The sequence below is a fragment of the Brucella sp. TWI432 genome (genome assembly GCF_039674445.1).
GTDB lineage: Bacteria > Pseudomonadota > Alphaproteobacteria > Rhizobiales > Rhizobiaceae > Brucella > Brucella chromiisoli.
In genome coordinates this window covers 93,781-112,633 of record NZ_JBDJNL010000009.1, presented here as the reverse complement: position 1 = coordinate 112,633, position 18,853 = coordinate 93,781, and the positions used below count along the sequence as shown (strand labels likewise).

The window sequence follows — 18,853 nt, the reverse complement described above, 5'->3', positions numbered from 1 at the left end:
GGCTTGTTTAGCGTGCTGCTTCTGCGGCTGCGCGAATAGCTTTGATGTTGGTGGCATAGCTCTCGACTGAGTTGCCTTTATAAACAGCAGAACCCGCAACGAGAATATTGGCGCCGGCCGCAACAACCAAACCGGCAGTGTCAGGCGTAATCCCACCATCCACTTCAATATCAATCGGGCGGTCGCCAATCATCTCGCGCACGCGTTTGATCTTATCGAGCATCGGCGCAATGAATTTCTGGCCGCCAAAGCCCGGATTAACAGTCATGACAAGTACGAGATCAACATCATCAATGACGTTGGTCAATGCTTCGACAGGGGTAGCTGGATTGAGCGCCAGACCGGATTTCTTGCCCAAAGCGCGGATGTTCTGGAGTGAGCGGTGCGTATGCGCGCCAGCTTCGGCATGAACCGTGATCAGGTCACAGCCTGCATCGGCAAAGGCTTCAAGATATGGATCGCAAGGCGCGATCATCAGATGCGTGTCGAAGAAAGCCGGCGTGCGCGGGCGAATTGCTTTCACCACCTGTGGGCCAAACGTAATATTCGGTACAAAATGCCCATCCATGACGTCGATATGAATCCAGTCGGCACCGGCTTCAAGCACGGCATCGACTTCTTCTCCCAGACGCGCAAAGTCGGCGGATAAAATGGATGGGGCGATAGCGATAGGACGCATGGTTGTCTCCCTTGGCAAACACTTGCCTTATTCAAACAAAAAGCGTCCGACCTTTGCTGGCCGAACGCAGATATTGATTTCTAGCCCCAGCGCTTGTGGAACCACATCCACTGGCCAGGATATTCACGCACCCAGCCTTCAACCGTATCGTTGAGAAGTTGCGCGGTCGCGGCGATATCGATCTCACCCTTTTCATCGCGCGGCAGATCCATGCGCTCTTTCAGCTCAAGCCGGTATCGCCCGCCGGGCAGGCGAATGCAGCGCGCCGGATAGACGTCGCAATCATACTGGCGCGCGAGCTTTGCGAGCAACGGATTGGTCTTAACCGGACGGTTGAAGAAGGTCGAGGGAACTCCACGCTGGAACTTCTGATCCACCAGCATACCGACATTGCCATCAGCATCCAGAACGCGCGCCAGCGACCACGCGGCGCCGGCTTTTGATGGCACCAGATGCCCCATATTGGTCTTACGTGCTTTGAGAACGGTCTTGGCAATATAGGGATTGTTCGGCGGGCGGAAGAGGGCGGTTACATCCAGACCGAACGTACCGGCGCAGATTGGCAGAAGCTCGAAATTGCCGGTATGTGCGGTGAAGAAGATGTGCGGCTTTGTCTCGTCACGCAGACGTTCGAAAATCGGAATGCCGTCAACTTCAATTAGGCCGGGTTCTGTAGCGTTCGGATCAAAATCGAAGATCGCATCGAGAAAGATATATTCCGCGAAAAGACGCGCCATCGAATCCCACATTTCGACGGCTATCTTTTCGATTTCAGCATCGCTCTTCTCAGGATAGGCATGACGCAGATTGTTGGTCGCGACCTTATGCCGTGGCGTGAGTGGGCCTACTTTGCGCGCAAACCATGCAGAAAAGCGGATTGCGCTTTTCGCAGGCAGGAGACGCAGCAGAGCCAGCGCGATAAAGACGGCCTGCGCCCAAAGCCAGTAGTTAAACTGCTTGAGCTTGCGTGACCACTTGAAGAGAAGAAGCTTAATCTTGAACATTCAGGCTTAGTCGATCTGCAACACGATCTTGCCAAACACGTCACGGCCTTCCATGCGCTTCAGAGCGGTGCCAATGTCATCAAAGCCGACAATGGTGTCGATGACCGGATGAACAACGCCCTGCGCCATTTTCTGCATCGCATCAGCCATGTTTTCCATGCGGCAGCCAAATGAGCCGAGGATTTTAAGCTGCTGCTGGAAAAGCTGCATCAGGTTCATGTTGGTTGAAACGCCAGAGGTCGAACCACAGGTGACGAGACGTGCGCCGCGCTTCATGCAAAGCATTGAGCCTGCCCATGTGTCTGCACCGACATGTTCGAACACAACATCAACGCCCTTTTTCTTGGTGAGCTTGCGCACAACACCTTCAAAGCGATCCACGCGATAATTGATGACATGATCGGCACCGAGTGCCTTGGCCTTCTCGATCTTGTCGTCCGAGCCAACGGTGGTAATGACCGTGCAGCCCATCTTCTTGGCAAGCTGAATGGCAGCCGTACCGATACCGGAACCACCGGCCTGAACCAGAACGGTTTCACCCGGCTGGAGCTTCGCATTGTCAAACAGCATATGCTCGACCGTACCAAAGGTAACAGGAGCAACAGCCGCACCAATGGCATCAACGCCGGGAGGCGCCGCAACCAGCAAACGTGCTGGCAGATTGACAGCTTCACAGGCAAAGCCATCAAGATGGAAGCCATGAACGCCGCCCACATGTTCACAAAGATTGTCGCGACCTTCGCGGCAGGCCTTGCAAAGACCACAGGTGCGCGCACCATAGATCGAAACAAGCTGACCCGGCAGAACATTGGATACGCCGGGGCCGATTGCATCGACGACGCCGGAAGCTTCCGCACCGATCACCAGAGGCATCTTGCGCTTGGCAAATGCCATGCCGCGCCAGCCCCATACGTCAATATGGTTGAGTGCGACGGCCTTGATACGGACTGTCACTTCACCATTGCCGGGGGCAGGTGGCGGAGCAATATCGGTCATTTCAAGACGACGATCGTCGAGAAGCTGCAAGGCGCGCATGAATTTATCCTTTTCAAGACATAATCCCGGAAAGCGATCTGCTGACCGGGATTACCGAGAATACATAACTTTGGACCCGATTAATTCGGATTTGCTGTCAATACAAGGCTAGTATTCTGTCCGCCAAAGCCAAATGAGTTGGAAAGCACGGTAGAAACCTGTGCGTCGCGCTTCACATTTGGCACCACATCCAGCGGAATTGCCGGATCTGGGTTGTCGTAATTGATGGTTGGAGGCAAGGTGCCTGTCTGAATTGTCAGCAATGAGAATACCGCTTCAATCGCACCGGCAGCGGTCAGCGTGTGGCCGATCATCGACTTGTTCGATGAAACAGGGATCGAAGAGAGCCGGTCGCCAAACACAGTTGAAAGCGCAAGATATTCCATCTTGTCGTTCTCAGGTGTGGAAGTGCCATGTGCATTGACATAGGAAAGCTGATCTTCGGTAAGGCCTGCATCACTAAGTGCGGCACGAACTGTACCAATTGCAGGTGAAGCGTCCGGCTTTGAGCGGGTGCGGTGGAAATCATCAGCCTTTTCGCCACAACCGGCAAGAATGCCAAGCACCTTCGCGCCACGCGCAAGCGCGCTTTCAAGCGATTCCATGACCAGCGCACCAGAGCCTTCGGCCATGGCAAAACCATCACGGTCTTTGGAGAAAGGCTTGGATGCCTTTTCCGGCTTGTCGTTCTGTGTGGACAATGCCGAGAGCAGCGAAAAGCGAATGAGCGATTCAGCCGATACCGAACCATCTGTGCCAATCGAAAGAACACGGTCACTTTCGCCACGACGAATGGCCTCAACGCCGAGCTGAATTGCGGTTGCACCTGAAGCGCAGGCGGTCGAGAGTGTTACCGGCAGACCGCGTGTGCCAAAAGCTTCCGACAGGCGTTCTGCTATATAGCCGAACTGTGTTGTATTGAAGAGCTCATCCTGACGTGTACGACGGCAGGCTTCCAGTAGAAGCTGATAGCTTGCCGGGCCTTCATCCTTGATGCTGGCATCCAGTGCAAAGCGGCTTTTCCAGTCGAGCTCAACGGGAGGGGCTGCAAGGAAAAGCGGGCCGCCAAAATTGGTAACTGAAAGACCTGACTGGGCGAGGGCTTCTTCACCGGCAAGACGCGCCAGCGCCTCAGACAGCGCGGACGAGCCAATATTGCTTTCAGGAAGAAAATCCACCGTGCCGGAAAAGCGCGTTTTCAGGCTTTCTGTCGGAAAACGGCTGATTTCATGAATGCCCGAGCGTCCACCGGTAAGAGAGGCCCAGTTGTCTTCCTTGCCCTGTCCGAGCGAAGAAACAACGCCTGCACCCGTGATGGCAACAATGGGGCGGCCGAGATGGTCTGTATATTTGGTCATCTTATGCTCTCACCAGCTTTGCGGCACCTTCAGCGCGTGTTGCACCGATGGTGGTGACAATGGCTTCACTGATTGTTCCATCAATGGCTTTTTCAGCCGCGCTTGATGGTGTGAAAGCCTCACCTTTCCAGACAGAAATCGCTCCAAGCGCCAGCGCCAGCGGAAACTGTGCTTCACGCAAATGACCGGTCAGACCGGCAATCCCGCGATAGGCGGCATTGATGCCTTCAAGTGCTGCCTTTTCACCAGTTGTTGCAGCATGCGCGCCGGAAGCACCCGAAACCACATATTGAGGCTCTTTGCCGCCATTGGCCGCAATCACAAGATCGCGAATTGCGTTTGTAAGATCAGCAGTATCGCGGCGGATTTGCTCGCTTTCAATGCTTGCAATCTCGGCATAGGCACGTGCACCGCGCTTTTGCGCGTGTTCAGCGCTTTCGAGCACCAGAAACACGCCGCCAGAACCGGAAATCATGCCGCCACCGGCTGAACCTTCACGCTCCCAGAGCGGTGCCCAACCATCATGCTTGAGCAAACCGCCAAGCTCGTGGCCGAGAATCATATCGAAATGTTCAGCATTATAAGAGCCGCCGACCAACGCATGCGTGCTCTGTCCTGAACGAATGCGGGCAGCCGCTGTTTCAATAGCCGAAATACCCGAACCTTCCTCGCCCATGAAGGTGCGCGAAGAACCGGTGACTTTGTGAACGATGGAGATATTGCCCGCCAGCAGGTTGGAAAGCTGGGCAAGAAACAGGGTAGGGCGCAACTCTGTCGAGAGCTTCTCGTTGAGCATCTCGCCGCGATTATTGCTGATGCGTCCTTCTTCGAGAATTTGCATATCGACAGTAATGTCGCGTTCACCACCACCGGCTCCCACGATCATGTCCATGCTGGCGCAAAGGGTTTCGTTGTCCTTGATACCGGCATCTTCGAGCGCAAGGCCTGCCGCATAGGTGCCGAGCCGCTGCCATGTTTCCATCTGGCGCTGGTCGCCACGCTTGGGTATCTGTAACCCCCAATCGACTTCACCAAGCGGATGAACTGTATAGGGCGCAAAGGCTTGCTTTTCGAGGCGCGGTTGAGAACCTGACGTTGAAAAAGCGTTCCAATGCGCATCCAGCCCTTCGCCGAGCGAGGAGATGATGCCAATACCGGTAATGACGACTTTATTGCTTTGCATGGTTCGGCCTGCCCGTAAATGCTGCGCTTGATCCTGAAACGGAATCAGGGCGAACAGGGATGTTCACCCTTTTTAACGCATCCCGAAAAGTGTGAAACGGTTTTCGGATAAGATGCGCGTTAAAAATAAGTTAGAGCGCCAATCTGATTTTATCAGATCGAAGGCGCTCTAATACCGTCAGCTTGCGTGGCTGTTCAGCCCTTCTTGGCTGCAACCAGCTCGTCAATCTTGGCGCAGAGGTTTTTCAGAACGAAGTATTCTTCGGTCGGAGCCTTACCTTCGTTAACTTCCTGCGTCCACTGTTCAAGCGGAATCTTGATGCCGAATTCTTTGTCGATAGCGAATACGATGTCGAGGAAGTCGAGGCTGTCGATGCCAAGATCATCAATGGTATGGCTATCGGGCGTGATGGTGTCACGGTCGATTTCGCTTGTTTCGGCAATGATGTCGGCGACTTTGTCAAAAGTAGAGGACAAGTTTCGATTCCTTTATTCTTGGCGATGCCACAACAGGCATGCGTCTGAGTATCTGCGCGTATCTAGCGTTTTTCCGATGATAGGGAAAGTCATAATAGTTCCACGATCACCGGCATTTCGCTGGACTTTGATTGCGCATATAAGGTGCACAATGCGCCAAGCGCAACATAAAGCCCATTACAAAAAATTGAAATGTCCTTCGGAAGGGGCTTGTTCAGGGTTCATTCCTGATCCGCTTGATGAAGTACCAAAGGCCAATGGCGGTGCATGCAAGCATGATGATTGCGAGCGCATATTGCACCGGTCCATTGCCGGATGCGATTGCCGCAAGGCCTGATATTGCGCTGCCCAAAGTGCCGAGCGCTTCTGGATGTTTGAGCGCGGTACTGATGGCTGTATCGCTTTGACGGGCTTTCGGTAGCGGGTCAGCATTTGGCTGGGCGGGTTCGGTGGCAGGGGGCGTTGCGGCCAATGCAAGCGCGCGTGAGCGCACCCGCTCCACCCGCGCCAGCCAGCCATTGCCAAAGGTTGCAGCCGTGGAAAGTCCCTTGAGCCACGCTGCGCGTGCATCGCAGAGTGCATTGATAATGACTTCTGGAGGATAATTGGAAACTGCTGCAATGGTTTGTGCGCCGATTACAGCATCTTCTGGTTGATTGACGATTCCTTGCAGTGTTTTTGCAGCCCGCCCCGGACCGGAGTTCACCGCAAAATCAAACACGGCATAGTCGACCCCCGATGGCAGCTTGTCGCCGTCAACCTTGTTCCAGAATTGCTGTTGATAGATTTTTGTTGCTTCTGCCGGAGAAAGTTTCTCAACATCCAGTTTAGAAACAGGGTGCCCCTTCCATGCAGACAGTGTTGCTATGGTAATTCCCATGTTGGTCGCCCCGCCGGGATCGCGGGGATCATCTGCATATCCGCCTTCTTCACTGAAAATATAGGGCATAATATTTTTGAAATTTTCTTTCATCGCTAAAACCCCTAATTTAGTTGATAATATTAAATCAATACTTGTTATATATTTATATTACGCTGAAATTTGACAAAATAATATTAACTTATGTTTTCCGGGTCTTGCTGGGCGGTTTTAATGAGCGGTGTTCCCTCTTGCGTCATCTTCACGATGCGGATTTGATGCAGCTTTCGAAAACACATCAAAATGGGCGAGCACAGTGACATCGGAAATTTTTGGATATGCACCCGACGGGCAGGCGGTTTATCGGATGACCATTGCCAATGGTCCGCTTGAGGCAAAGATTATCACATGGGGCGCAGCCATTCAGGACCTGCGCATGGAAGGGCACGATGCGCCGTTGGTTATAGGCTATCGTGACTTTGCCGATTATCCTGCACATTCGCCGCATCTGGGCGCAATTGCGGGTCGCTTTTCCAATCGCATTCGCAATGCTCATTTTGAGATTGATGGTAAAGGCTACGATGTCGAGCCGAATTTTCAGGGCATTCATAATCTCCACGGCGGAAGTCATGGTCTTGGCAACCGGGTCTGGAAGGTTACAGGCTCTGGCTCAGATTTCGTGACGCTTGCAACGATCGCAGCCGATGGTGAGATGGGTTTTCCGGGCAATCTGAAGGTAAGTTGCACTTATATGCTCAATGCACACGGCACGCTGATTGTCCGCCTTGAAGCCGTCACTGACCAGCCAACACCCTGTAGCCTTCTCCATCACAGTTATTTCAATCTCGATGATGGTGGCGAGGGTGATATTCTTGATCATCAGCTTAAGATCGAAGCCGAGGCCTATATGCCCGTTGATGAAGCGCTGATACCGGATGGCCGCATTCTGCCGGTCAAAGACACGCCCTATGATTTCCGGGCATTTCGTCCGATTCGGTTTAATGAAAACGGCAAGCAACTCGAATATGACAACAATTTCTGCTTAACAGCTGCGCGCGGACCGTTGCGCCCTTGCGCTTCCGTCAAGGGCGCGCGTTCTGGCATCCGTCTTGATATTGCGACCACAGAACCTGGTGTTCAGTTCTATGCGGGCAATACGATGGCCAATGACTGCATTGGCCTGACAGGTAAGCCCTACGGCAAACATGCGGGCTTCTGCCTTGAGCCACAGCTGTGGCCTGGCTCGCTGGAATATTCTTATGTGCCGCAGTCGATCCTGCATCCGGGCGAGGTATACGCCCAGATGAGCCATTTCACATTTACGCGTGACTGATTTCGCTAAGATACGCGGCGCGCGCTGCTTCCATTGGAGCGAGTGCGCCGCGAATTTCAACAACACGGGCAGCAACCGCATGGGCTTTTCGCGCAGCCTCAACGGGTGACAGGCCCTCAAGACGGGCGGCAAGATAGCCGCCGTTAAAACTGTCGCCGGCCCCTGTCGTATCAACTGCATTGGCCTTGACGGCAGGCACAAGGGCCTGTTTGCCGTCAGCGATAATAAGCGCAGGCTCGGTGCCGTCTTTCACAACGATTTCCTTCACACCCAGGCCGATAAGCCGATCTGCACAGGCTTGCGCAGTTTCGTCGCCAAACAACGCCTGCTCATCCGGAAAGGTCGGCAGCGCAATATCGGCGATCTGCATCGCCGCGCTGATAATCTTTTTGGCGGCTTCGCGGTCTGGCCAAAGCTGATGACGGAAATTGGGATCAAAAGCGATAAGCGCGCCATTTGCACGGCACTCGCGCAAAATATCGAACAATGTTTCGCGGTGCTCAGGAAACACAATGCCAACCGAAATACCGGAAAAATAGATCATATCACGATTGGCGAGGCTTAATCTCAGCGCATTCTCATCGCTTGCGAGGCGCTTTGCTGCGGCGTCACTGCGCCAATAGGTGAAGGAGCGTTCGGCACCGTTCAGGGTAATTGCGTAAAGACCCGGATGAACGCCCTTGATGACAGGGCTGTGGGCAATACCAATGCCATTGGAGGTGAGAAAGTCGCGCTGCTTTTTTGAGAACTCGTCTTCGCCAAACGCAGTAACATAATCTACAGGAAAGGCCTGATCCGTGAGTGCGCGCGCATACCAGGCCGTATTGAGCGTATCACCCGCATATCCCATGCGCCATTGATCGTCACCATTGCCTGAAAGCTCGATCATGCACTCACCGATCGACGCAAAACCACCCATAGTCATCTCCTAATTTTATCCGGGAATACGCCTATACGAATTTGTCAGGATGTAAAATATTGATGTGATCTTCCTTTATCGACTTGCCACATTCGGCGTGTAACGATCCCGGCAAAAGAGGAATCACGATGCGTTACGCAATCTATTTTACGCCGCCGTCGGGTGATGCGCTTCTGAAAGTCGCGGCAAACTGGCTGGGGCGCAGCGCATTTAGTGGAGAGGCGGTTAAGGTTCCGGCGATTCGCACACTCGCAGCCGAAGATATCGCCGCGTTGACCGAAGAGCCGCGCCGTTATGGCTTTCACGCAACGCTCAAGGCACCGTTCAGGCTGGATACAGCTTATAATGAAAGCGATTTGCTTTCGGCCCTGATGTATTTTGCATCGTCGAGCCGGCCATTCATGATTCCACGCCTGCGAGTACAGGGTATAGGTCCATTCTTTGCGCTGGTGCCGGGAGAGCCGGTTGCGGAGCTTAATCAGCTTGCCAATGATGTTGTTGTCTCGTTTGACCGTTTTCGTGCGCCTCTGCGTGATTCCGAAATTGCAAAGCGCCGTCCCGAGCGCTTGAGCGAAGCGCAGCGTCAAAATCTTGATCGCTGGGGGTACCCATATGTTTTCGATGAGTTTCGTTTTCATATGACGCTCACCGGATCGGTGGAAGAAAAACAGCGCCCACATGTCGAGCGCGTGCTTGATGATTTTTTCGCACCTGTTCTGGACGATGCGGTGGAGGTTGCCAATCTTGCTTTGTTTGTTGAAACGGAAAAAGGTGCACCTTTTGAGATTCATTCGCTACATCCGATGACCGGTGGTAATAAGATTCCCAAACGGTCCTCGCGGGCTGTGGGGAGGCCTTAAGGGATGACGACGGAATTAATTCTGAAAAATGCAAGCATCGTGCTGCCGGATGAGGTTATCCGCGGCACGGTGAAAATCGTTGATGGAATCATTGCTGATGTTGCGTCTGGCTCGTCTGTGTCTGGTAAAGACATGGAGGGAGATTATCTGACGCCGGGGTTGGTGGAATTACACACCGACCATCTTGAAGGGCATTATGCGCCGCGTCCGAAAGTGCGCTGGAATCCGATTGCGGCCGTTCAGGCCCATGATGCGCAGATTGCGGCGTCGGGTATTACCACGGTTTTTGACGCTCTTCGTATTGGCTTTGATGAAGAAGCGCAGACCGGTATTGATGATATGCGCAAGCTATCATCAGCCATCGCCGAAGGGCGCGAGGCAGGACGGCTGCGCGCAGACCATTTTCTGCATTTGCGTTGTGAGGTTTCGGCTCCTGATTGCCGTAGCGCTTTTGAACGGTTTGGTGAGCATCCGCTGGTCAGACTGGTGTCATTGATGGATCACGCGCCGGGACAGCGCCAGTTTACGGATTTAGAGACCTATAAGCTTTACTATATGAGCAAGCTTAGGGTCTCGGAAGAAGAATTTATCCGCTATTGCGAAAAGCGTATGGGGCAGTCACAACAGCATTCGGTATCAAACCGAACGGCCATTGCGAGTGCTTGTAATGCACGTGGAATTGTTCTTGCCAGCCATGATGATGCAACAGTGGATCATGTTATGGAAGCAAAGACACAGGGCATTCGCGTTGCAGAATTTCCGACCACGCATATGGCTGCGCAAGCCTCGAAAGAGGCGGGGATGTCGGTTCTGATGGGCGCGCCCAATGTCGTGCGTGGTGGCTCGCATTCTGGCAATGTTTCGGCCCGTGAACTTGCGAAAGCAGGGCATCTTGACATTATTTCGTCAGATTACATTCCGGCAAGCATGATGCAGGCGGCATTTTTTATGGCTGAGGTGATGGATGAAATCACCCTGCCGCAGGCGATTAAACTTGTCTCAGCCAATCCGGCAAAGGCCGCAGGTCTTGATGATCGCGGAGAAATCGCGATTGGCAAGCGTGGCGATCTGGTTCGTGTGCAGATTGCCGAACATGTGCCGATTATCCGCACCGTCTGGCGTGAAGGACGGCGCGTGATTTAACGCGCGCCGTTTTTAATATTAAGCAGCAGCATCAGCAAGAGAGAGAAGGCCGGTATCGCCGTCTACCGAAAGCTTCAACTCGTGATAGCTGTTGATGCTTCTATGTGACGTCTTTGGTGAATGCGGATGTGTTGCTGTCACCACCACAACGCTTGCCCCTGCCGTTTCGCCTGCAACAATACCGGCGGGCGCATCCTCGAAGACCAGACAATTATGCGGGTCAAAACCAAGGCGCTTTGCACCAAGCTGGAAACATTCCGGGCTTGGTTTCCCCCGTTCGACGTCTTCCGCAGACACAATTGTCTTGGGCATCGGCAATCCGGCAGCTTGAAGGCGACGACGTGCAAGCTCGATCGGTGCGGATGTCACAATTGCCCAGCGGTCTTCGGGAAGCGAGTTAACAAAATCCAGCGCACCTTCAATGGCGACAATCCCATCGAGATCAGCCATTTCGGCATCAAGCAGAATTTTGGCTTCTGTATCGGGATCAAGATTCGGCAAACCAAGCCTGCGCACCGTATCGACCGCACGAACACCATGAATGGTTGGAACAAAAGTGACCGGATCAATGCCATGGCGGATAGCCCATTGTCCCCAGACGCGTTCTGTTGCCGCTATTGAACTTAGAACAGTACCATCCATATCAAACAGAAAAGCATCGAAGGTTTTATTGAAGGGGGACAGGTCGGTCAAAACGGGGCCTCGAACTTTCATGGTCAGAATCGTGTATGATGATCTTAGAGCGCATCCCTAAAAGTGTGAAACGCTTTTCGGATAAGATGGCCGCCCCGGCAACTTGATCATTGGCAGCATTTGTGGCTTTTTGCGCCACTTGAAGCGGGGCATTTTATATGAAGCCAGCAAGCTTGCATGAATCGCATTCTCAGGATTATTGTTTAAATGACTGATATTAAAAATAAAAATCACAATTATCCTGATCACCGGTTCTCCGTAGCACCTATGCTCGACTGGTCCGACAGGCATTGTCGTTATTTTCATCGGCTGTTTTCAAAGCGCGCGCTGCTCTATACTGAGATGGTTGTGGCCGATGCGGCCATTCATGGACCGCGCGAGCGTCTTATGGGTTTTGATAACACGGAGCACCCGATTGCGCTCCAGCTTGGCGGCTCCGATCCGGTCAAGTTGCAGGAAGCAGCACGGATTGGTGCGGGCTTTGGCTATGATGAAATCAATCTGAATGTCGGTTGCCCGTCTGATCGCGTTCAATCAGGAACTTTTGGCGCCTGTCTCATGCAAACACCGGATGTGGTTGCGCGCTGCGTCGCGGCCATGAAAGAAGCCGTTTCCGTGCCGGTGACTGTTAAATGCCGGATCGGGGTCGATGATCAGGACCCGGAAGAAGCCCTTGATGCATTGGCCGACCAGGCTCTTGAAGCTGGTGCTGACGCGCTCTGGGTTCATGCGCGCAAAGCCTGGTTGAAAGGTTTGTCACCGAAGGAAAACCGCGATATTCCACCGCTTGATTATGATCGCGTCTATCGTTTGAAGCAACGCCTTGCTACGTCCTTCATTGGTATCAATGGGGGGGTCGGCTCTCTGCAGGAGGCCGTTGAGCATCGTGATCATGTCGATGGCATTATGCTCGGACGTGCCGCCTATCACAATCCGGCCATTCTCGCTGATGTTGATCATCTCATGTATGGCGATGACGAAAAGCCAACCGATATGGCTGAAATCATCGAAGCAATGTGCGCCTATATCGACAGGCATATTGCGGATGGCGGCAGGCTTTCCCATATCAGCCGCCACATGGTCGGCCTGTTTATGGGGCAACCTGGTGCACGCCGTTGGCGCCAGATATTGTCAACGGACGCGTCCAAGCCCGGTGCAAACAGTGATGTGCTGCGTCAGGCCTATGCCTCCGTCATGGAAGCCAGTGCGGAAGCGGCCTGACTTAATCCATCATGATCAACTGATCGCCGCGAACGCTGAATCCGCCCAGTGTTTGAAGGAAGTTCATACCGAGCAAGCTGCCGGTCATCAGGCCTTCCTGCGTGACCATGGCGCGAATATTGTGCCGCTCAATATCGCCAATCTGCAATGTCGCAATGGTTATGCTGGCGGCTGTCGCTCTGCCATTGGCCGTATTAATCGGTACGTTATAGGAAAGCGATGAGGTGTCTATGCCCGCGCGCTCGGCGTCTTGTTTTGAAAGCACGACGGACGATGCGCCGGTATCGACGAGGAAATGCACACGCGCATCATTGACGCGACCATTCACCTCAAAATGACCGTTGGACGATTTTGCGAGCGTGACTGTGAGCGAGCCATCGGCCGCGCGCCCTGAAATCGGGCTGCCGGGAATAAGCCCGGCGGTGATGCGGCTTCCGACATCCTGAAGCTCGTAGCGATATTGATAGGCGGCAACCAGAGCAAGAATGATGACGGCCCAAACGGCCATATTGCGCGCGAAATCGCTGAGTTTGATACCGGAGCCCAATATGCCTGCCGCAAGCACGACGCCCCAAATACCCATATAGGCAGCCTGACCAAATGCATCATTGGCAAGGCCGAGCGTTGTGCCGCTATCATTGTTTGCCATCAGCAGCAGAATAACAACTGCAATGGCTGCAATCACGATCCAGAACAAACGCCCCATCAGTCTTCTTTCTTTTCCAGTTTTTCATGCCGTGCCGGTAACAGCGCCATGATCGCCTTTCGTTCGTCCTGCTTCATAGCGGACCAACCGGCAATTTCATCAAGGGCGCGTGCGCAACCGAGGCACAAACCGCTTTCGCTGTCTATCACGCAGACGAGCACACATGGAGATTCGATCGCTTCTGCACTCATGGGATCAATGTGGTTTCATCAAAGCGAGATAACAAGGCCAAGCAATATGGTGAGCACACATATCTGCTGTGCTGCGCCCAGCGTATCGCCGGTTTGTCCGCCAATCCTGGCAACGCAGAGTCTTGCAAAGCCAAAAAGCACCACACCGCTGATAACCAGTGCTTTGATAAAGCCGGAAACGCCGACGGAAGCAACGACAGTCACCAATAATAATACCAGACCAATCAAGCAGGCGCAGACAAGTGTTTCCCAGTTTGGTCGCCCCAGATTGTCGGCAAGGCCTCCGGGACGGGCAGAGGGAAGGCCGTGCCAAAGTGTGAGCATTGCAGCACGACTTGCAGCTTCCGCACCAATTAAGGCCAGCGCCGCAGAACACGCACCCGCGCGATCGATGATTGCAGCCAGCAGCGCGACCTTGATACCCGTTGAGATAATGAGAGCAAGTGCTGCAAACGTGCCAATGCGGGAATCTTTCATAATTGCCAAGCGCCGCTCTGGCGTGGATGCGACAAAAAATCCGTCGGCAGTGTCTCCGAGACCATCTTCATGCAGTGCGCCGGTCATGGTGGCGAGTATACCGACTGCGATAAAACCCGAAACAATTGATGGCAGGGTGAGATAATCGGATATGAGCAGCCCTATGCCAGCCAGAACTCCAAGAACAGCACCGGCAAGTGGAAAAGCGCGCGCACTTGTTTTTAGCGAATCGCTTCCATCTTCAAACCAGCCATCGGGCAGCGGCAAGCGGCTCAGAAACCCGAGAGACCGAATTGTGTCGCTTAACAAGCTTTTCTTGTGCAACTGCTTGCTCCCGAAAGGAATAATTGCAGCCATTGAGGCATGGCGCAAAGAGGTGATTTGAAAAATTGCGTAAGTGCTTATAGGACGAGCACGACGATATTGCATCCTCCATTGATTGATTGGACCAGACGATATGAGCGCCAGTGGCCTTCCTTTTGACGATTTCCGAGAACTTATCCGCAATCTTCCGGGACCTGATCTTGATGCGGAAGCGGCTGTACGTGCGCGAGAAGTGACATTGACCAAGCCAGCAGGCTCGCTCGGACAGCTTGAAGAGATCGTCGCATGGCTTGCAGCATGGACCGGCAAGTCAACGCCGCAAATCAACCGGCCGCTGGTTGCTGTTTTTGCAGGCAATCATGGTGTGACGGAAAAGAATATCACGCCTTTTCCATCAAGCGTGACCGCGCAGATGGTTGAGAATTTCGCCGCCGGTGGCGCTGCAATCAATCAGATATGCATTGCTTATGATCTGGGCCTTAAGGTTTTCGATCTTGCGCTGGAACATCCCACTGCTGACATCACTGAAGAGGCAGCCATGGACGAGCGCACCTGCGCGGCCACCATGGCGTTCGGTATGGAAGGCATTGCGGGCGGCACCGATCTTCTGTGCATCGGCGAAATGGGAATCGGAAACACGACCATTGCCGCAGCCATTGCGCTGGCGTTGTTTGGTGGCGAAGCTGAAGACTGGGTTGGTCCGGGCACAGGATCAACAGGCGAGCTTCTTGAGCGCAAGCTTGCCGCCGTGCGTAAAGCGGTCGCACTGCACGAGGCCCATATAAAAGATCCGCTGGAAGTCCTGCGCCGTCTGGGTGGCCGTGAACTTGCGGCTATGGCCGGTGCAATTCTTGCGGCGCGCATGGAGAAAATTCCTGTCATCGTCGATGGTTTTGTGGCAAGTGCTGCTGCAGCAGTCCTTTATGCGGCCAACCCTGTTGCCTTGGATCATTGCCTTTTCGGCCACGTATCGGCAGAGCCGGGCCACCGCCTGCTTCTCGAAAAAATGGGCAAAAAGCCGCTGCTCGATCTTGGCATGAGGTTGGGAGAGGGCACAGGTGCCGCATTGGCAGCCGGCATTGTAAAGGCCGCAGCGCTTTGCCATAGCGGCATGGCAACGTTTGAACAGGCAGGCGTTACCGCTGGTAAATAATACAAAAAAGCAACGGTGCTTGGCATGCAGCACCGTTGCTTTTTGTTTGATTTTCAATCGCTTAATTGCTCTCTTTATCCAGAAGCATGTAATCAAGCGGCAATTCGGTTGTGTACTTGATCTGCTCCATTGCAAAAGACGAAGACACATCGCGAATTTCGATCTTGCTGATCAGCCGTTTGTAGAAAGCGTCATAGGCCGCAATATCCGGCACTGCCACACGCAGCAGATAATCGACATCACCGCTCATGCGATAGAACTCGATGACCTCCGGAAACTCCTGAACCACTTCCGAGAAGCGCTTGAGCCATTCATTGCTGTGCGAGCTGGTGCGAACGGAAACAAACACGGTGACCCGCGTATTGACCCGTATCGGGTCAAGAATGGCGACGCGGCGTTTGATAACACCATCTTCCTCAAGTTTTTGAATACGGCGCCAGCAAGGAGTCGTGGATAGGCCAACCTTCTTTGCGACATCAGCGACTGCCAGTGTTGCGTCTTCCTGCAATAAGCGCAGTATTTTTCTGTCTAGCCTGTCCATGCGTTTTTTGTCCCGGTATTAGAAATTGTTTCCCGAACTGTCCGTGTAGGTAAAACTAATTACCTTATCGATTGTATTTGTCTAAACTTACAGGAAAGATATTCTATTGAGAATGCGGGTTATAAAAATTATTTTCCGGGATGAATGAGTTTGCGTATTTTTTGCTGAAGTACTGGTACGACATCGGTATCAAACCATGGATTGCGCTTGAGCCAGCCGCTGTTGCGCCATGAAGGATGTGGCAGTGGAAGCACGGTGCGCCCGGCAGCATTTGGCGTTTCCATAAAGTTGCGCCAGTTCTCCACGGTTTCGGTCAGGCTGGTTTTTCTCCATTCAGGCAAATGATAGGCAAGCGCGTATTGTCCGACAACGAGAATGAATTCGAGCTGCGGCATCGCAGCAAAAACGCGATCATGCCACGTCTGCCGACATTCGCGACGCGGCGGAAGATCGCCGCCATGCTTGTCATAGCCGGGAAAACAGAAGCCCATAGGCACGATTGCAAAAAGCGCAGGATCATAAAACTCCTCGCGCGTTGTGCCCAGCCATTGACGCAGGCGATCACCGGACGGATCATTGAAGGGCAGGGACGTGTTATGCACGCGAATGCCCGGAGCCTGCCCGCAGATCGCAATGCGCGCGGTATCCGAGATGATGCAGACCGGATTGGGCTCGTGTGGCAAAGGCGGCAGAAACAGAGGCGTGTCGCGGCAAATCCGGCAGTTTTTTATGGAATGGCTGAGTTGTTGCAACTGGTCCATGCAGACCATTCTACTCCCCTGGATCAGATGTTTAAAAAGCGGAAGATGATCTTCCTTATATAGTCAATCAATCCGCGTGTTCCATCAAACGCTGGCACATCATGGCTGGTTTCCGCTCCCGCATGTGGCTTTTGATGCGCCTTGCGCCATTGATCAGGCATTTCAAAACGACCAGCCCATATTCCGCGTTTGTGGCGCCGGGCTTCGGCTTCTTCAGTTCTGTAGTCGCCATAAGAAATAGCCCAGCCTTGTTCCACCATCCACTGGTTGAGATTGGCCTCACCGCGATAGCATCGGCCAAGAGTACGCCCAAATTTATCGAAGCCATGTTTCTCGCACCGAATCGCTGCTCCATCGGTTTTTGTGCGCAGCGCATTACGGGCGTCTCTGCCGCAAAGGTAGTCATGACCAGCAATCTGACAGCTTTGCTCCATCTCCGGTGCATCGATGCCCAGAAGGCGAATATGAGCCTTATTGAGAACGAGTGTATCGCCATCAATCACATAGACGCTGCCCGAGAGCGATTCCTGTGGCTGACGGTTGGCCGGAAGATATACAATGATTGCAATAAGCGTAAAAAAGATGAGCAAAGTTAAGAGGATACTGCGTATAGCGCGCCCTCTCACTGGCTTCCTTCGCTGGTAGGGTCGCCTGTAGCTGCGCCATTTGCCGGTCATTTTTGATGCCCCCCGTCTCGTGCGGGATCATAACCCAAGTCCAGCGCCGGGCGAAATCGATCTAAATTTGCTCAAACAAAACATCGCAATTTATTGGGGATGAGAAGAGTCCGTTTGTGTTGATTCAGCAACAGTCTTTACCATTGCTTTAGGTTAGAAAGCAGGAAGGTGCTTTCTGCCCATTTCCCGCCACAAAGGCGCGTCACCGCTAAGGAAAGGCGAAAGTGAATAACGACTTCGGAAAGCTTTGGTTTCATCAGGACAGGAAGAAATGAGGAAAGACGCATTGTTTAACAACGATCCGTTTTCGGGCAGCGAAAAGACTGCACGGTCTTCCTATCGTTTTTTTGGTAAAGTTCGAGCTTTTTTCGGTCAAGATCAGGTCGCACTGTTGACGAAAAGACAGTGCAATTTGTCACTTATGTTTTCCACGTCCAACCATTGTGAAAGACCCGCGTTGTGATGCGTATTCGCAGTTTTTCATATCCCCTTATTGCCGCGGCACTTGGACTGGCGATTGCCTGTAACAGCGCACTGGCTTTTGACCTGAACGATGACTCTGAAAAGTCGCGGAGTCCGTTCGAACTCTTCAAGTTCGGTTTCTCTGCTTATAAGAGCGGTCACAAGGACGAAGCTATCAAAGCGCTGCGTTATGCTGCTGAACGCGGCCATCAGGGCGCGAAATGGAAGCTTGCGCGGATGTATGCCGATGGCGACGGCGTGGCTGAAAACGACTATGAAGCGTATCAGATTTTCGAAAAAATCGTCCGTGATGGCGCGGAGCCGGGTTCGGAGAACGAACCCTATGTCGCGGATGCGCTTGTTGCGCTTGCAGGCTATGTGAAGCGCGGCATTCCAGGTTCTCCAGTCAATGCCAACCCCAAGTTTGCACGTAATCTCTATGTGCAGGCTGCATCGAATTTCGGTGATCCGGCTGCGCAGTATGAACTGGGCAAGATGCTTCTTGATGGTGAGGGTGGAGAACCCAACCCAATGCAGGCCGCCCGCTGGTTCCAGCTTGCAGCCAAGAAGGGCAATGCAAGTGCGCAGGCAATGCTTGGCAATATGCTGTTTCAGGCTGGCAAGACCGTTCGTGGCCTTGCCCTGCTGACGGCTGCCTTTGAGCGCTGTTCGTCAGAAGATTGCTCGTGGATTCGCGATATGCAGGAGCAGGCTTTCTCGATCGCTGGTGAAGCGGATCGTCGCAATGCAATTGCGTTGTCCAGCAATATGACGGCCAAGGGCGATTTCTGATAAATT

21 protein-coding genes are annotated in these 18,853 nt (G+C 53.2%); 6 read left to right on the top strand and 15 right to left on the bottom strand.

Translation table 11 applies throughout. The annotated features are described in order from the left end of the window. Nucleotides 1-7 precede the first annotated feature (7 nt). The 7 genes from rpe to ABE527_RS13780 form a co-directional block, all read right to left on the bottom strand. Nucleotides 8-679 (bottom strand): ribulose-phosphate 3-epimerase, encoded by a 672-nt coding sequence (gene rpe, locus ABE527_RS13810; protein ID WP_499697239.1) that lies wholly within the window; start codon nt 677-679, stop codon nt 8-10. A gap of 80 nt (nt 680-759) precedes the next feature. Beyond that, nucleotides 760-1,683 (bottom strand): lipid A biosynthesis lauroyl acyltransferase, encoded by a 924-nt coding sequence (locus ABE527_RS13805; protein WP_499697238.1) that lies wholly within the window; start codon nt 1,681-1,683, stop codon nt 760-762. 6 nt (nt 1,684-1,689) lie between these two features. Next, entirely contained in the window at nt 1,690-2,718 is a 1,029-nt protein-coding gene (locus ABE527_RS13800; protein ID WP_499697237.1) for a zinc-binding dehydrogenase, read from the bottom strand. A gap of 80 nt (nt 2,719-2,798) precedes the next feature. Continuing rightward, a complete protein-coding gene (locus tag ABE527_RS13795) occupies nt 2,799-4,076 on the bottom strand; it encodes a beta-ketoacyl-ACP synthase (RefSeq protein WP_265983597.1) in 1,278 nt (425 codons plus the stop codon). 1 nt (nt 4,077) lies between these two features. Next, nucleotides 4,078-5,259 carry a beta-ketoacyl-ACP synthase gene (locus ABE527_RS13790; RefSeq protein WP_499697236.1) on the bottom strand — a complete coding sequence of 394 codons (1,182 nt, stop codon included), beginning with the start codon at nt 5,257-5,259 and terminating at the stop codon, nt 4,078-4,080. A gap of 194 nt (nt 5,260-5,453) precedes the next feature. Beyond that, the gene (locus ABE527_RS13785) at nt 5,454-5,735 is read right to left on the bottom strand and encodes an acyl carrier protein (protein ID WP_024897522.1); all 282 of its coding nucleotides are present in this window, start codon (nt 5,733-5,735) and stop codon (nt 5,454-5,456) included. A gap of 214 nt (nt 5,736-5,949) precedes the next feature. Continuing rightward, a complete protein-coding gene (locus ABE527_RS13780; protein WP_499694187.1) occupies nt 5,950-6,708 on the bottom strand; it encodes a glycoside hydrolase family 108 protein in 759 nt (252 codons plus the stop codon). A 202-nt stretch (nt 6,709-6,910) separates the two neighbouring features. Between ABE527_RS13780 and ABE527_RS13775 the strand changes: the two genes are divergently transcribed. Next, a complete protein-coding gene (locus tag ABE527_RS13775) occupies nt 6,911-7,927 on the top strand; it encodes an aldose epimerase family protein (RefSeq protein ID WP_499697235.1) in 1,017 nt (338 codons plus the stop codon). Here the strand turns inward: ABE527_RS13775 and ABE527_RS13770 are convergent. Then, the gene (locus tag ABE527_RS13770; protein WP_499697234.1) at nt 7,914-8,846 is read right to left on the bottom strand and encodes a sugar kinase; all 933 of its coding nucleotides are present in this window, start codon (nt 8,844-8,846) and stop codon (nt 7,914-7,916) included. The genes ABE527_RS13775 and ABE527_RS13770 overlap by 14 nt on opposite strands. Nucleotides 8,847-8,974: 128 nt before the next feature. On the opposite strand from ABE527_RS13770, the gene ABE527_RS13765 reads away from it, so the two are divergent. Then, the gene (locus ABE527_RS13765) at nt 8,975-9,706 is read left to right on the top strand and encodes a DUF1045 domain-containing protein (RefSeq protein ID WP_499697233.1); all 732 of its coding nucleotides are present in this window, start codon (nt 8,975-8,977) and stop codon (nt 9,704-9,706) included. A 3-nt stretch (nt 9,707-9,709) separates the two neighbouring features. Beyond that, the gene (locus tag ABE527_RS13760; RefSeq protein ID WP_499697232.1) at nt 9,710-10,849 is read left to right on the top strand and encodes an alpha-D-ribose 1-methylphosphonate 5-triphosphate diphosphatase; all 1,140 of its coding nucleotides are present in this window, start codon (nt 9,710-9,712) and stop codon (nt 10,847-10,849) included. A gap of 18 nt (nt 10,850-10,867) precedes the next feature. On the opposite strand, the gene ABE527_RS13755 is transcribed toward ABE527_RS13760, so the two are convergent. Continuing rightward, on the bottom strand, nt 10,868-11,542 hold the full coding sequence (locus tag ABE527_RS13755; protein WP_499697259.1) for an HAD family hydrolase: 675 nt from the start codon (nt 11,540-11,542) through the stop codon (nt 10,868-10,870). A gap of 207 nt (nt 11,543-11,749) precedes the next feature. On the opposite strand from ABE527_RS13755, the gene dusA reads away from it, so the two are divergent. Next, on the top strand, nt 11,750-12,763 hold the full coding sequence (gene dusA, locus ABE527_RS13750) for a tRNA dihydrouridine(20/20a) synthase DusA (RefSeq protein WP_499697231.1): 1,014 nt from the start codon (nt 11,750-11,752) through the stop codon (nt 12,761-12,763). 1 nt (nt 12,764) lies between these two features. Here the strand turns inward: dusA and ABE527_RS13745 are convergent, their stop codons facing one another. The 3 genes from ABE527_RS13745 to ABE527_RS13735 are packed head-to-tail and all read right to left on the bottom strand — an operon-like array spanning nt 12,765 to nt 14,494. Continuing rightward, a complete protein-coding gene (locus tag ABE527_RS13745) occupies nt 12,765-13,469 on the bottom strand; it encodes a TIGR02281 family clan AA aspartic protease (RefSeq protein WP_265983609.1) in 705 nt (234 codons plus the stop codon). Next, nucleotides 13,469-13,660, bottom strand: a complete 192-nt coding sequence (locus tag ABE527_RS13740; RefSeq protein WP_499697230.1) for a DUF1289 domain-containing protein — start codon at nt 13,658-13,660, stop codon at nt 13,469-13,471. Before ABE527_RS13740 ends, ABE527_RS13745 begins: the two co-directional genes overlap by 1 nt. 18 nt (nt 13,661-13,678) lie before the next feature. Then, the gene (locus ABE527_RS13735; RefSeq protein WP_499697229.1) at nt 13,679-14,494 is read right to left on the bottom strand and encodes an adenosylcobinamide-GDP ribazoletransferase; all 816 of its coding nucleotides are present in this window, start codon (nt 14,492-14,494) and stop codon (nt 13,679-13,681) included. A 100-nt stretch (nt 14,495-14,594) separates the two neighbouring features. On the opposite strand from ABE527_RS13735, the gene cobT reads away from it, so the two are divergent. Next, entirely contained in the window at nt 14,595-15,614 is a 1,020-nt protein-coding gene (gene cobT / locus ABE527_RS13730; RefSeq protein WP_265983612.1) for a nicotinate-nucleotide--dimethylbenzimidazole phosphoribosyltransferase, read from the top strand. 61 nt (nt 15,615-15,675) lie between these two features. Here cobT and ABE527_RS13725 read toward each other — a convergent pair whose 3' ends face one another. The 3 genes from ABE527_RS13725 to ABE527_RS13715 form a co-directional block, all read right to left on the bottom strand. Next, complete coding sequence (locus ABE527_RS13725; protein ID WP_265983613.1) at nt 15,676-16,155, bottom strand: Lrp/AsnC family transcriptional regulator; 480 nt, start codon at nt 16,153-16,155, stop codon at nt 15,676-15,678. A 128-nt stretch (nt 16,156-16,283) separates the two neighbouring features. Beyond that, a complete protein-coding gene (locus ABE527_RS13720) occupies nt 16,284-16,916 on the bottom strand; it encodes a uracil-DNA glycosylase family protein (protein ID WP_499694242.1) in 633 nt (210 codons plus the stop codon). Nucleotides 16,917-16,939: 23 nt separating this feature from the next. Next, on the bottom strand, nt 16,940-17,593 hold the full coding sequence (locus ABE527_RS13715; protein WP_499697228.1) for a thermonuclease family protein: 654 nt from the start codon (nt 17,591-17,593) through the stop codon (nt 16,940-16,942). Nucleotides 17,594-18,055: 462 nt separating this feature from the next. Here ABE527_RS13715 and ABE527_RS13710 point away from each other — a divergent pair, with 462 nt between their 5' ends. Beyond that, on the top strand, nt 18,056-18,847 hold the full coding sequence (locus ABE527_RS13710; protein WP_265983616.1) for a tetratricopeptide repeat protein: 792 nt from the start codon (nt 18,056-18,058) through the stop codon (nt 18,845-18,847). Nucleotides 18,848-18,853: the final 6 nt, after the last annotated feature.